The sequence below is a fragment of the Blastocatellia bacterium genome (assembly GCA_016713405.1).
GTDB lineage: Bacteria > Acidobacteriota > Blastocatellia > Chloracidobacteriales > JADJPF01 > JADJPF01.
The window spans coordinates 462,416-475,545 of the sequence record JADJPF010000003.1 but is presented as its reverse complement, the minus strand read 5'-3'; the positions used below and the strand labels follow the sequence as shown (position 1 = coordinate 475,545).

Below are 13,130 nucleotides of genomic sequence, written 5' to 3'. Positions count from 1 at the left end.
AAAATAAACTTGTGATTTTTCTTTGAATGGCATAATTTTAGAAAATAACAAATGATGTTAATTTGTCAAATATTAAGTAATTTTAATATGAGTATATAAATTATGTCAGAACGAGTTTTAATTGTAGGCTTAGACAAAACAGAACACGAGGAAATCATTTCCAGAATTAATATCCGTGCCGTAGCGCATGAACTTTTACCACAAATAATAGTTAAAGACGGCCTGCTACAAGTTGAATCACGCAAAGGGCCTTGGTTGGTAAATGTAGACAGAGTTGTTTTTCATGCGATTTATGAAAATGACTTAGATTTTTTTGCCGGCTTAGTTCTTTGGGGAGGCCCTTGTTTACCAAATGCCCGTGCAATGATGGATACACGGCTAAAAATTCCTTGTCTAGCACGGGCTTTAGAATACACTCGTTTTGGCCTACCGTTAAGGGGTTATGCTGGGCCTGGAACATTATTTCAGTCAGACACAGAAAAAGTAGCCAAATGGGGCAACTGGCATTGTGGAGAAAATAAAGAGCGTTTTACAGGCAATTGGACAAGTTCAGAAGCTTGCATCATAGAAGATTTTTTAGCAGGCCAAGCCGTTAGACTTGTAATTATTGGTGATAAATACTGGCAAATTCGCTTAGAGGGTGAAAGCTGGCTTAAATCTATTCATTCTGAAGCATCTGATTTTATGGAAGTAGACCAAGAATTACTTGAAGATACTAAAGCTATAGGAAAAGGTTTTGGGCTAGAAATCCTAGCAAATGACTATATTGTTACTGAAAAAGGAACCAAACATTTGTTAGAGGTTAATCACATCCCCAATGTCACACGTTTTCCAGAACTCTGGCAAGCTTATGCAGATTACGTAGTTTCTTGGATTAATAATATTAAAGTGAGTTAAAATTTTAATTACTACTAGTTATGTGTATTTTATTATGATCAATTTTTTCTTGGTTAGTCATTAAAAAAGATTTGGCTAGCTCTAAGCGAAAATCGCTAATTGTTATTAAACCAAAGCCAAATAAACCAACAAAAAAAGCCCCTAGTCCAGAATAATAGACATTTATTTGTAGCTTTATTTCAAGCCATACTAACAATAACAAAGTTATGTAACTTAAAATGCTTCCAGCAATAGCAATATTAAAATGCTTTTGATCAAAAATTTCATAAGTCAAAAGCCATAATGCCATTATTATTACAATTACAAGGCTTGCCGGAATAAAAATGTAAAATATGACATCACCTTTAAGTAAAGGCTTACCAAAGTAAATCCTATTTGAATAAAGGCTCTGTCACCCAACGACTAATGATAAATGTAAATAAAATTTTCCAATTATTAACATTTCTTAGTTGAGGATGATTTACTAAATTATTGATTAACTTTTGGCTTTTAGATGGTTTGGTTATGTTATTGCAACGCTGACAAAAATTAGCTATCGGATCAAAGAGATCCACTTTATGGCAAATCTCACAACGTTCTGGAAGTGACTGTGTTTTAATCTTCAAATCTGCCATATTTTAACCTATCTATAAATTCTTTCTCAAAAATGCGTAATAAAAATTCTTTTTGATCCTCATCTGTAGATTTTTCTTCCTTTTGGAGTGGCATTACGGCAATCATGGTTAGCATTTTTGTCTACATAAGGATAAGGGATTGAAATTAATGAAATCTGTGATTTTTCTTGTTCTCTTTTAACTACAATGTGACAAACAATAGGGGTAGTTTATCTTGGTATGGTCTACATAAACAAGAGCAAAAAGTAATGTTGTACATAGTTTCTTTTTCATTTATCCTTTGCTCCTCAATTTCGATGGAGCGTTTAATACATTCTTTTTTCATATAATTCATTCTTTTTACTAGCTCTGTTTTGAAAAGTCAAAATAATAATCTTTATTTTCATAAAAATGTTCTGGCCTTACATAACTTGTTGCAATAAAAGCAAATAACGAAATTGAAATAAGCACACTGTAAGCTAATCGACTTGTTTTTATTAAAATAGCAAATTGATCATAGTAATATGATACAAGTAAAATTAACAGTGCAAATAAATCTGTATAATCAACAACACGATGGATATTTAGTAACTCAAGACTATTCCAAATGTCTATTAAAGCTTGAGAATAGAATGATTTCCAAAAGACAAATAAAAAGGCTGTTAAAAAGTAAATTATCTTTTTCCTATTTGGAAAAAGTGCTAGCCAAAAAATTGGAAAGACAAAAAGCCCTGCAAAATCAGAAAGTTTTCCTGTAATAAAATTATGAAAAATAGGCTTAAAAATAAAATCGTTGGTCAAAAGTAGCAGTAAGGCTAGAAGAAATCCGGGAGACGAGAGTTTTTCTAATTTCATAAAATATCTTTTCTCCCTAAGTAGTTAAATTAATACATTAGACTAAGTTATATTAGTAAAAAGATATGTTTTACTTTAGCATAAATTAAAAAAGAAAATAGGGGAAATATTAGGAAAGATTAATTTTGATGAAAGCTCTCAAAACAAAAAAACCTAGCTGATTTAGCTAGGCTTTTTTTAATAGGAGGGTATATAACAAGCTTAAACATCTAATACATCTTTAGCGCGGGCATAATAACGATCTCGGTCAGCTTTACCATTAAAACCACCATTTACACGCTTGGTAATAGAATCAAATTTTTGTGCGTCAGCAAGCTCATTCAAGCCATTTCTTTCCCAAAATTGACCTGCAACGCGAAAACCAACTTCTGGAGTAGAAGCTAATTTAGGGTTATTTTCAAGATCTATACCTAAAGCTTTTCCAACTTCTCGATAATTAGCACGACCTGTTAATTGAATTGGCCCACGACCCTTAAAACGTACACCATCGCCAGGTTGAGTGTTACCTAAATCTGGTCTGCCTTCATAAGCACGACCGCTAGCAAATTCTTCAAATGCTGTTAGTCCGACGCTTTCATGCGCTAGTTGGGCGACAAAAGCAGCTTGGCGGGCTGGGGTGTTGATCTTAAATTCTGCTAATGCAGCATTTAAGTGTGGTAGATATTCTTGAGCTTTAGCTAAAGGTAGATTTGGCACAATTGCACGTAATTGCTGGACAGTCAAACCATTGACTGGGGCATTAGGTTTAGCTGCAATGGCTTCAACTGCTGTAGGAGTTGTTGCTAGCGCGTCAACTTCTGTTGCTTTAGCTGCGCTTGGAACATTGATTTGTTGACCTACACTAATTTTATTTGGGTTGGTAATTTCTGGATTAGCAGCAACTATGTCTTTTACAGTTGTGTTAGCTTTAGAAGCAATGCCAGAAAGGGTTTCGCCTGCTTTTACCGTGTGAGTTTGGCTAGCAGGTGTAGTAGCAGCACTAATAGCAGCAGCGTTTGGTGTTGTGTTGGCTGCTTGTGCTGCGTCAGTTGTTTTTGACACTGGGCTTTCTGTAGCAGCATTAGTTTTTGCAACGCTTAAATTTCCTAAATTAGCTTGAGCTTGTTTAGCTTCGGCTTGCTTGGCTGCTTGTTGTGCATCGGCTGTTTTATTTGCTGCTTGTTGGGTGTTAGCTGCTTTTGCTGCGCTAGATGTATTATTTGTTGTATTGGGGCTAGCGGTTTGGTTATTGGCTGTATTATTTGTTGTATTACTAGCTTGTGTAGAAGCACGATTTGCAGCAGGGTTACATCTTGCTGCTTGTGCTGCTTGCATAGCTGGACTTTCTTTTGGAGTAGTGCTTTTAGCTACATTCATTCCATTCATGTTGCCACGAGCAGGGTTACATCTTGCTGCTTGTGCTGCTTGTGCTGCTGGGCTTTCTTTAGGAGAGTTACTTCTGGAAACATTCATCCCAGCCAAGTTGCCTTGAGATTGACTTGATTGGCTACTACGGCTACTACTAGTGCTGTTGCTATTAGAATTACTAATGCTATTGCTACGTTGTGATGATGACATAGAATCACAACTACGTGAATTACCGCTATCTCTAGATCCTCCATTACCACCTACTGAACTTGGCATATACCCTCCTACAATGGTTAAAAATAAATTTTTGATTTGTGTAAAATGATGAAATAGTTAACAAAAGTAAATCGGCTTGTTTGATAACTATATACCAGCTTTTTTTAGATCTTCATAAAATATTTTTTATTTTTATGCTTAAATTAACACTTTTAGAAAGTCATAAAATATTCATCTTAAAACATTTATAGAATTACTTAATAGAAACCATGAGAATTGAACAAATTGAGCTAAAAGAAATCGCTATGCCGCTGATTTCACCATTTGAAACTAGTTTTGGTCGTACAACATTACGTCGAATTTTAATCATTAAAATTTGGGCGGATGGAGTTATTGGTTATGGTGAATGCACTGCGCCGGAACACCCTTTTTATAATCATGAGTCAATTGATACAGCTTGGCTTATAATTTCTAAATATTTAGCTCCAAGCTTAATTAATAAAGAATTTTCCCATCCAAGCGAAATTACACAATTTTTTCCTCAACTTCGCGGGCATAAAATGGCACAAGCAGCACTTGAAACAGCCGTTTGGGAGCTTTACAGCCAAGCTAAAAATATTTCTCTTAGCCAAGCTTTAGGTGGAACGCTTAAAGAAATTCCTTGCGGTGTTTCTATAGGCATTCAAGACAGCACCACAGATTTACTTCAGAAAATAGAAAGAGAGCTATCAGCAGGTTACAAAAGAATTAAAATTAAAATTAAGCCTGGCCTTGACGAAAGTTTGATTAAAGCTGTAAGAAATAGCTTTCCTAATATTCAACTAATGGTTGATGCTAACTCGGCTTATAGCTTATCAGACCTAGAGTTATTAAAATCTTTTGATGTCTATAATTTAATGATGATTGAACAACCATTAGAACATGATGACATAGTTGATCATAGCGAGTTACAGCGACAAATTACGACACCAATTTGTTTAGATGAGTCAATTTTAAGTGTTGATGATGCAAGAAAAGCCTTGTCTATAAATGCTGGAAAAATTATTAACATCAAACTTGGCCGTGTAGGTGGTCATGCGAGCGCGAAAGAAATTCATGATTATTGTTATAAAAAAAATATCCCGGTTTGGTGTGGTGGAATGTTAGAAAGTGGTATTGGTCGCGCTCATAACATCGCGCTTTCATCGCTTGCAGGGTTTGTTTTGCCAGGTGATGTTTCTGCTAGTAAGCGTTATTGGACACAAGATATTGTTGAGCCAGAAATAGAAGTAAATTCAAACGGCACTATCAACGTGCCAACATCAGCAGGTTTAGGTTATCAAGTAAACGAAAAGCAAATTGAAAAACTTAAGCAGCGATCTTTGGTTATTAAAGATTGAAATCTATAACTTATAGATTTTAGTCTATCAGTCCTCCAACCGGATTTTGATTGGCTGGAGGAAATTCAACGCCTAAGTAAATATCACTAAGTTTCAAAGAACAATCAATTGACGTTAAGTAAATACTTTCTGTTAGTTCATTAACTTCTGAAAGTAACCATTTATTATCAGACTGTTTTATTATTTGGGTAATATGTGGGCGATGTTGAGCAACTAAAATATATTCGCAAAAAGTAGGAATGGATTTGTAATAACTAAACTTATCACCTCGATCAAAGGCTTCTGTGCTAGGCGAAAGTATTTCTATTATTAGACTTGGGTTAAGTAAAGCTTTTACGCCTCCTATTTCTTGGTATTCTGGCTTGCCACATAAAGCGACTAAATCAGGATAGCGATAAGGAGGCCAAGTGGGAACTTTTACCCTTTGGTCACTATGAAACAATTCACAAGAACGGCTTCTGAGTTGGGAACCTATGTCTATAGTTAAATTCACAGAAATTTTATTATGTTCAGGACTAGCACCACTCATAGCAAAAATTTGGCCGTCCCAGTATTCATACTTAATTTGTGAGTTTCGTTCTATTTCAAAATATTCTTCTAATGTATAACTTTTTTTTGGTTGTGAAGACATAAATCTTTCTCCTGAGCAACACAAAAGCTTTACGGAATTATATTATAAGAAATTACTGAGACATTACCCAGCTAACTAAAGTTCTAACTCCAATGCCTGTAGCACCTTTGCTTATATAAGGTTTTTTGTCATTTGACATAGCAGTACTAGCTATATCTAAGTGTACCCAGGGAGTATCACCTGTAAATTCTTTAATAAAATAAGCTCCTGTAATTGTACCTGCTGGACGACCACCGCTATTTTTTAGATCAGCAATATCGCTTTGTATTTGTTCGCCATATTCCTCATCTAAAGGTAGTTGCCAGTAGCGTTCCCCTACTTCAGCACCTGTAGCGATAATTTGATTAACTAACTCTTGGCAAGTGCCTAAAATACCAGCATAAACTGGGCCTAGAGCAATGCCTACAGCACCAGTCAAAGTAGCTAGGTCAACTATTTTAGTTGCTCCTAGTTTTTCACGAGCATAAGTAATTGCATCAGCAAGCACTAGACGACCTTCGGCATCTGTATTTACAACTTCAATGGTTTGACCCGACATTGAAACCAGCACATCACCAGGTTTTATAGCTGTTCCCGACGGCATATTTTCAGCACATGCCATTACTCCAACCACTGAGACTTTAGGTTTTAGATAGCCTATTGCCCGCATTGCGCCCATTACAGCCGCAGCCCCAGCCATATCACCCTTCATTTTTTCCATTCCTTCGCTAGGTTTAATGGAAATCCCCCCCGAATCAAAGGTTATGCCCTTTCCAACAAGCGCAATTACTTTTGATGGGTCTGCTTCTGGGTGTTGATAACGTAAAACTATTAACCTGGCTTCCTGGGCTGATCCACGAGAAACGCCAAGCAATGCACCCATTCCTAATTCTTTCATTTTTTCTTCATCAAGTGCTTCAAAGGTTAAATTAGCTTCTTTGGCAATGGTTTCTGCATGTTTAGCCATATCAACAGGGTTTAAGTTAGAACTAGGTTCATTAACTAAATTGCGGGAAAAATTGGTAGAGTCGCCTAAAATTTTTCCTACTGTTACGCCTTGTTCAACAGCAGATTGGTTATCAGGAGTTGTTAAGATAGAAAATTCATTAACTTGATTGCGTTCACGCTCACGGGTTTTATAGCTATCAGGGTCAAAAGTGCTTAAAATCGCGCCTTCTGTTAAAGATTGCCCTGCCTTTGCCGCCGTCACCCCATCGCGCAATAAAAATGCTAGGGATTTAATTTTCTTGGCTCTTAAAAATCTAACTGCTGTGCCTGCTGCTTGTCTTAGCTGTGTTGCAGTAACTTTTGTTTGTTTACCTAGGCCAACTAATAAAAGGCGTTGGGCTTTTAGCCCTGGAGCTAAATGTAAATATGCAGTTTCATTAGCTTTAGCACGAAATTCTTTTCTTTCAAAAAGCGAGCTTATTACACCATTGACAGCTTCGTCTAACTCTTTACAAAAACCTTCTAAGCAAGTCTCATCTTCATAAATTGGTACAACTAAGGTTTCTGAGGCAACTTGATAAAAATTATCTGTTAAGACTTTAATTTCCATTTTCTATCTAAAACTCCCTGTTATTGATCATATGCCAAGAAAAAATTGTCCGTCTCAGGACTTAAAAAATATTTATTCTCTACTTCTACGTTCTTTGAGCATAGAACGTGTTTCGCGTTCAACAACTCTTTGTTTTTCTGTTTCGCGTTTGTCATAAAGTTTTTTACCTTTTCCTAAACCAATCTCTGCTTTAACGCGATTTTTCTTAAAATAAAGTTTTGTAATTACTAACGCTAAGCCTTTTTCTTTTACTTTATAGCCAAGTTTAATAATCTCTTTTTTGTGCATTAGCAGTTTTCTAATGCGGGTTGGATCGTGATTTTCTCTATTTCCATGACTATAAGGGCTAATATGTGCATTAATTAGCCAAATTTCTCCCTCTTTGACCATTACATAAGAGTCCTTTAGGTTTACCCGTCCATCTCGCAAAGATTTAACTTCTGTACCAGTCAGCACAATCCCTGCTTCTAAAGTATCCTCAATGTAGTAGTTATGATAGGCCTCTCGGTTAGTGCTAATAGCCTTAAATTTTTCTGTCATAGTAAATTAGAGCTTCTCAAAATTTTATAGAAAGAATTTTGAAATATAGCAAAAGCTCTTTGTTTAATGCAACGGCATCAAGCTTTTAACTAATTTAGCCAATTTGTACTTGTATTTGTATTTCTGGTAATTCTCGCTTTAATAAAGATAAAATTAATTGGTACTTATTACGAAGGTATGTCATCATCATCCGCTCGGCTAAAGTGCTATCAGGAGCAGTAAATATTGGGTCTAAAGGCACTTCGGAACTACCAATAACTAGTCCTTGCTCATTTTTATAAACTCCAACTGTGCCAAGAATTAGATATTCTGGTTTCCAATCAGCTAATTGGCCTACGGCAAGGCTTTGTAAAAATTCTTGAACACGTTCTAAAGTATTGCTAACACGTTCCCTAACAATAAAGAAAAATGTTTGGTCAAAAACTTGAAAAAGAATTAAGTTAGCACGAAAATTTTGCACAAGTGCTTGTATTTCTGATAAATCCTCCCTTGGACAAGCAGAGGTTTCCAACAAAATATTTTTTAAGTAATGATGAAAAACATCTAGTTGTGTTAAGTATTCTTCCAGTTGAAAAACTATTTCTGAAGTAAGTGCTGAGGGATTAGTTTCTAAACCTAAACCAGCTAAATAGCTAGTAATGGTTTGAGTTACACTTGGCATATTAAAAAATAGCTGCCTAAATCTATTATTTGGAAATCTTTGTTTTAGAAAGTCTGCATGTTTAGCTAAAAACTGCATATGAGCTTTATTGTCAGTTATTTGCAAACTTGCAACTAATTTTAGAAATAAACTTGAGTCTAACGATTGTTGCCCAATAAGATCATTAATTATTGTTTCTACTGCTTCAATATCGTTTTTACCTAAAATAGCTGGCTTTAATGACATTGCATCAACAATTCTTAGTCCAATGCTAACAGCCTTTTTAGAAGTGCGACGAGTTATTACTGGTGTTGGGTAATTTGTTTCTAATTGTTTAGTAATATTGTTAAGGATATCTATTTGAGCAGTAGCACCAAATTTTTGTAAATCTCCTTGAAGTTGTTGCAAATAAAGCTTTAAGCTACTAGTAAAAGCTATCCAACCATCATGAGGAATTTCTGTATCATAGTAATAGCGCATTAGCTCAATTACTGCCGCACTATATTGATAGCGTTGAAAAGCAGCTAAAACAATATTTCCTGCTGTTTCTGCATCTGTTGCAAGACGTTCTAAAGTAATTTGGCTGCTAGATTCTAGGATTGCAAGTAGGCGACTGTTATCAGCACAAAGGCTAAGTAATGCTACAACTGCATCATCAGGAGCAAGTTGAGAAAGGCTAGCCGTCCAAGGCTGATTTTCAGCTAATTTTACCCAAAAATCCCAAACTATAGGCACGCTAGCAGATAAGACTTGCCAAATAGGTTGTTTAGCCGTCACCCATTTTGTGCTAAAGCGTTTACCAATATTTGCTTCATGTTCAGCTAATTTAGCTGGTAAGAAATTTATTATGCTAACAAGTGACAAACCTTCTTCTGCAAAATTAATAATATTTGCAACTTCTTCAATAAATTTCCAAGTGCTATTAACTAGTTCTGCCAGGCGAATTTGGTCAGTTAAAGCCACAACAGCTAATAACTCTTGACCACCTGATTTATATTGCTCTCCAAAAACGGTAGCAGTACGAGAAAATACAGCAGAAAGCTGTATAGACATTTGGCTTACACGTTCTGGAGATGGTTCACCTATTTCTTGAAATTTTGCTCCAACAGTTCTAGCATACTTTTCCCCAAGTAGTGCCATAGGGCGACGCTTACCCATAGATTTCCAAAATTGAGCTAAATATTGCAAAAGCTCATTTTCTGGGATTGCTTCCTTTTTAGGAAGTAAGCTAAAAGCTTGATAATCCAAGAGTGCCATTGCTGTAAGTGTTTCAAGTGGGCCACCTAATGGGCTGTTAAAAGCTTCTGACAAATTGCTATCAGCACTAACTACTTGCTCAATAATTTTACCAGCTAAACTATAGCCAGATTGAAACTTATGGGTGTGTTTTGTAGCGTTTAACTCCAAATTAGCTAGTCCAACACTATGATAAGGTTGTAATCCTCGTTGACATTGTGCTGTTATAAGAGCAGAAATATTTATATCCGTTGGACTACGCCACATTAGTAAACTAGGAGTATTAACAATAAAATTTGCTAATGTAGCAGCTTCACGTTTTAATTTTAGGTTTAATCCTTCGCTAGTAGTTGGTTGCCATTGTTGGGTTTGGGCTTGATAAAACCAAAATTTATTTGGTTCATCAATATCAACTATTAAATTATTGCTTGCTACAGGAATTTCAAACCAACAAAAATAAAATAGCTCTGTAATAGCACGAAGTAGCAACATCAATTTTGACCAAGGATTATCTTTTAATTTTGGTCGTTCTTCTGAGGAAAAAAAATCTCCTACTTCTATGCTTAAAACTCTAATTGCTTGTAAAGAATGATGTAAATATGCAGCAACTTCTTGAGTAATTAAAATATCTGTTTTTAGTGGATTAATGACACCTTCAGAAACAGTTATAACAAAGCCTGTTAACATTGGGGTTGGGGCTACTTCATTTACTGGCAAAGGAAACTGATAATTAGAAAAACTTTTAGCAAAAGATTGTAGTCTCATACGTCCACGCCAGCTTTGCCCAAGAAGTCGCATTCTTTGTTCAGATAAAAATTGTGATTCGTTGCTAGTACCACCAATAACAGGTTTTAAGAAAATATCTAAAATGGAAAGATTTGCAATATAGTAACGTAGAACTTGTAATTCTTCTTGAGCGGTGCGGACTTCTGTTTCTAATTGTCCAAAAATATGTTGGGGGTGTTTTAAGGATGGGTTTAGCTCTGTAGCATTAATTTTTTGTAAAGCTTCTAGTCGAGTGCGGGTAAAAGTGACTTGTTTACGTTTCTTTGCCAACGCATTACGAAAAGACTCGCTACTTTGGATTAATTCTTCTCTATGACGCTCAATCAGTCTATAACCAAGCTCAGTATCTCGTGTTTGCCAATCTAAGTAAAGTGCTGTTTCTTGTTGTGTAGTTAGATTTTCAGCATTAAAAATATCTGGTGAAATTCGGTGTGTTAAAGGGATTGGATCGGCAAAAACTCTTTCAATCCAACGAGTTAAAGAAGTATCCCCAGACCTATTATCTGACCCAGAGAAGAAAAAATCCGCCGAAGCATCAAAATATCCACTCATAGCTAGTTCCCCCAAAATTTAAGGCTTATTGTACGGCAAACTAGCTATTTTTCTAACTGTTTTGGAAAAAATATGATTAAAAAAATTCTTCTAAGATAAAGGTTCTCTTCTAGTAGCAGCTTTAGCTAATGTAACTTCTGTAAGGCGTTGCCACCAATGCCAAGCACAATCAGCTAAAATAATTAAAACACAACTCATCATTATTAGTGTCAGAGCAATGTTTAAATTACCTTGGAAATTATGTTTAGGATAAAAAATATCTACAATACTAAAATAGCCTGCTGATAAAGTGGTAAAAGCAACAAAAAGCATAGGTGCAACCGTTACCCAAGCATATTTAGCACGACCTGAGTTAATAATTATTGTGGTACCAACGGCTAAAGCCACAACAGCTAAAAGTTGATTAGCAATCCCAAACATAGGCCAAATTGTACTAACCGAACCTGTGTAGATAAAATATGCCCATCCAACAACAACTAGCGATGTAGCAATCAATGAGCCTGGCAACCAATCAGGACGCTCAAAAGGCTGATAAACTCGTCCAATAAACTCTTGTACTAAAAAGCGGGCTACTCTTGTACCTGTATCAATTGTTGTAAGAATAAAAAGGGCTTCAAACATAATTGCAAAATGATACCAATAAGACAGTAAGCCTTTCATTCCTGGCAAAGCACTAAAAATTTGTGCCATTCCTACAGCCAAAGAAACTGCGCCTCCTGCGCGGCCTTGAAGTTGTTCACCTATTTCTTTTGATAAATTGGGAAGGCTTTGCATCTCCATACCTAAAGTAGCAAACTTTTCTGGTGGCACATTGATAGCAAAATAATCTGCTGGATAAAGTGCTGAGGCAGCAATTAAAGCAGTAATTCCCACCAAACCTTCAATTAACATTGAACCATAAGCTATTGGGCGAATGTCGGATTCTTGGTTAATCATTTTTGGAGTTGTGCCAGATGAAATTAGCGAATGAAAACCAGAAATTGCTCCACAAGCAATAGTTATAAATACAAAAGGAAAAAGTTTTCCTCCAATAATTGGCCCACCTCCATCAACATATTGTGTTATGGCAGGCATTTTTAAGGTAGGGTTAACAATTAAAATTCCTAATATTAAAAAGGCAATAGTCCCTATTTTCATAAAAGAGCTTAGGTAATCTCTAGGACATAACAACATCCAAACAGGTAAAACCGAGGCAACAAATCCATAAAGAGCTATTGCAAAAGTAATTTTATTTTTTGAGAGGCTAAAATAACTGTGAAGTAGGGGAGATTCTGGAATAAATTTTCCAAATACAACACAAAGAATTAATAATATTATTCCAATTATGGTTGCTTCTTTAATCTTTCCTCTACGGAAGCGATACATATAAAGCCCCATAAATAGGGCAATAGGTATTGTCATTGCAATAGTAAATGTTCCCCAAGAGCTTTCATTAAGCGCATTTACAACAACAAGACCTAAACCAGCTAGGGCAATTACAATTATAAAAAGAATTGCTATTGCGCAAACTATACCAGATAAAGGGCTTATTTCTGTTCGGGCAATTTCTGCAAGTGATTTTCCTTTTCTACGTACAGAAGCAGTCATAATAACAAAATCATGAACTGCTCCACCTAATACAACACCAATTAAAATCCAAAGTAGTCCTGGTAAAAAGCCAAACTGAGCAGCTAAAACAGGGCCAATTAGCGGGCCTGCTCCAGTAATAGCAGCAAAGTGATGTCCAAATAAAACCCACCGATTAGTTGGAACATAATTTTGTCCATCAGTCATCCTATGAGCAGGGGTTATATTTTCATCATTTAGAACCAAAACCTTAGCAGCAATAAAAGCACTATAGTAGCGATAACCAAGTGCTAGGATACAAAGCACTCCTAACATTAGCGGGAATGCGCTCATATGGCCCCCTTAAAATTTTAGT

The 13,130-nt window shown here is 35.8% G+C and carries 11 protein-coding genes; 2 read left to right on the top strand and 9 right to left on the bottom strand.

Annotated elements, in window-relative coordinates; all coding sequences use genetic code 11:
* The first annotated feature begins 102 nt into the window (after nucleotides 1-102).
* A complete protein-coding gene (locus IPK14_05545) occupies nucleotides 103-897 on the top strand; it encodes a hypothetical protein (GenBank protein MBK7992886.1) in 795 nt (264 codons plus the stop codon).
* Nucleotides 898-901: 4 nt separating this feature from the next.
* On the opposite strand, the gene IPK14_05540 is transcribed toward IPK14_05545, so the two are convergent.
* The 4 genes from IPK14_05540 to IPK14_05525 form a co-directional block, all read right to left on the bottom strand.
* A complete protein-coding gene (locus tag IPK14_05540) occupies nucleotides 902-1,186 on the bottom strand; it encodes a hypothetical protein (protein MBK7992885.1) in 285 nt (94 codons plus the stop codon).
* An 82-nt stretch (nucleotides 1,187-1,268) separates the two neighbouring features.
* On the bottom strand, nucleotides 1,269-1,511 hold the full coding sequence (locus IPK14_05535) for a hypothetical protein (GenBank protein ID MBK7992884.1): 243 nt from the start codon (nucleotides 1,509-1,511) through the stop codon (nucleotides 1,269-1,271).
* Between the two features lie 342 nt (nucleotides 1,512-1,853).
* Entirely contained in the window at nucleotides 1,854-2,345 is a 492-nt protein-coding gene (locus IPK14_05530) for a hypothetical protein (protein MBK7992883.1), read from the bottom strand.
* Between the two features lie 201 nt (nucleotides 2,346-2,546).
* Nucleotides 2,547-3,968, bottom strand: coding sequence for a LysM peptidoglycan-binding domain-containing protein (locus IPK14_05525; protein MBK7992882.1), 1,422 nt, complete (start codon nucleotides 3,966-3,968; stop codon nucleotides 2,547-2,549).
* 209 nt (nucleotides 3,969-4,177) lie between these two features.
* On the opposite strand from IPK14_05525, the gene menC reads away from it, so the two are divergent.
* Nucleotides 4,178-5,287, top strand: a complete 1,110-nt coding sequence (menC, locus tag IPK14_05520; GenBank protein MBK7992881.1) for an o-succinylbenzoate synthase — start codon at nucleotides 4,178-4,180, stop codon at nucleotides 5,285-5,287.
* 19 nt (nucleotides 5,288-5,306) lie between these two features.
* Here menC and IPK14_05515 read toward each other — a convergent pair whose 3' ends face one another.
* The 5 genes from IPK14_05515 to IPK14_05495 all read right to left on the bottom strand — a co-directional run bounded on the left by IPK14_05515 (nucleotide 5,307) and on the right by IPK14_05495 (nucleotide 13,108).
* On the bottom strand, nucleotides 5,307-5,918 hold the full coding sequence (locus IPK14_05515; GenBank protein ID MBK7992880.1) for a Uma2 family endonuclease: 612 nt from the start codon (nucleotides 5,916-5,918) through the stop codon (nucleotides 5,307-5,309).
* 52 nt (nucleotides 5,919-5,970) lie between these two features.
* A complete protein-coding gene (locus IPK14_05510; protein ID MBK7992879.1) occupies nucleotides 5,971-7,455 on the bottom strand; it encodes a leucyl aminopeptidase in 1,485 nt (494 codons plus the stop codon).
* Nucleotides 7,456-7,527: 72 nt separating this feature from the next.
* Nucleotides 7,528-7,995 (bottom strand): SsrA-binding protein SmpB, encoded by a 468-nt coding sequence (smpB, locus tag IPK14_05505; GenBank protein MBK7992878.1) that lies wholly within the window; start codon nucleotides 7,993-7,995, stop codon nucleotides 7,528-7,530.
* Between the two features lie 94 nt (nucleotides 7,996-8,089).
* Nucleotides 8,090-11,209 carry a hypothetical protein gene (locus IPK14_05500; protein ID MBK7992877.1) on the bottom strand — a complete coding sequence of 1,040 codons (3,120 nt, stop codon included), beginning with the start codon at nucleotides 11,207-11,209 and terminating at the stop codon, nucleotides 8,090-8,092.
* A gap of 90 nt (nucleotides 11,210-11,299) precedes the next feature.
* Nucleotides 11,300-13,108, bottom strand: coding sequence for a carbon starvation protein A (locus IPK14_05495; protein ID MBK7992876.1), 1,809 nt, complete (start codon nucleotides 13,106-13,108; stop codon nucleotides 11,300-11,302).
* Between the last annotated feature and the right edge of the window lie 22 nt (nucleotides 13,109-13,130).

What these genes read in the sequence shown, in the direction of transcription:
- IPK14_05545 (MBK7992886.1), top strand. Translation starts at nt 103, where the DNA reads ATGTCAGAACGAGTTTTAATTGTAGGCTTAGACAAAACAGAACACGAG.
- IPK14_05540 (MBK7992885.1), bottom strand. Translation starts at nt 1,186, where the DNA reads ATGGCATTATGGCTTTTGACTTATGAAATTTTTGATCAAAAGCATTTT.
- IPK14_05535 (MBK7992884.1), bottom strand. Translation starts at nt 1,511, where the DNA reads ATGGCAGATTTGAAGATTAAAACACAGTCACTTCCAGAACGTTGTGAG.
- IPK14_05530 (MBK7992883.1), bottom strand. Translation starts at nt 2,345, where the DNA reads ATGAAATTAGAAAAACTCTCGTCTCCCGGATTTCTTCTAGCCTTACTG.
- IPK14_05525 (MBK7992882.1), bottom strand. Translation starts at nt 3,968, where the DNA reads ATGCCAAGTTCAGTAGGTGGTAATGGAGGATCTAGAGATAGCGGTAAT.
- menC (MBK7992881.1), top strand. Translation starts at nt 4,178, where the DNA reads ATGAGAATTGAACAAATTGAGCTAAAAGAAATCGCTATGCCGCTGATT.
- IPK14_05515 (MBK7992880.1), bottom strand. Translation starts at nt 5,918, where the DNA reads ATGTCTTCACAACCAAAAAAAAGTTATACATTAGAAGAATATTTTGAA.
- IPK14_05510 (MBK7992879.1), bottom strand. Translation starts at nt 7,455, where the DNA reads ATGGAAATTAAAGTCTTAACAGATAATTTTTATCAAGTTGCCTCAGAA.
- smpB (MBK7992878.1), bottom strand. Translation starts at nt 7,995, where the DNA reads ATGACAGAAAAATTTAAGGCTATTAGCACTAACCGAGAGGCCTATCAT.
- IPK14_05500 (MBK7992877.1), bottom strand. Translation starts at nt 11,209, where the DNA reads ATGAGTGGATATTTTGATGCTTCGGCGGATTTTTTCTTCTCTGGGTCA.
- IPK14_05495 (MBK7992876.1), bottom strand. Translation starts at nt 13,108, where the DNA reads ATGAGCGCATTCCCGCTAATGTTAGGAGTGCTTTGTATCCTAGCACTT.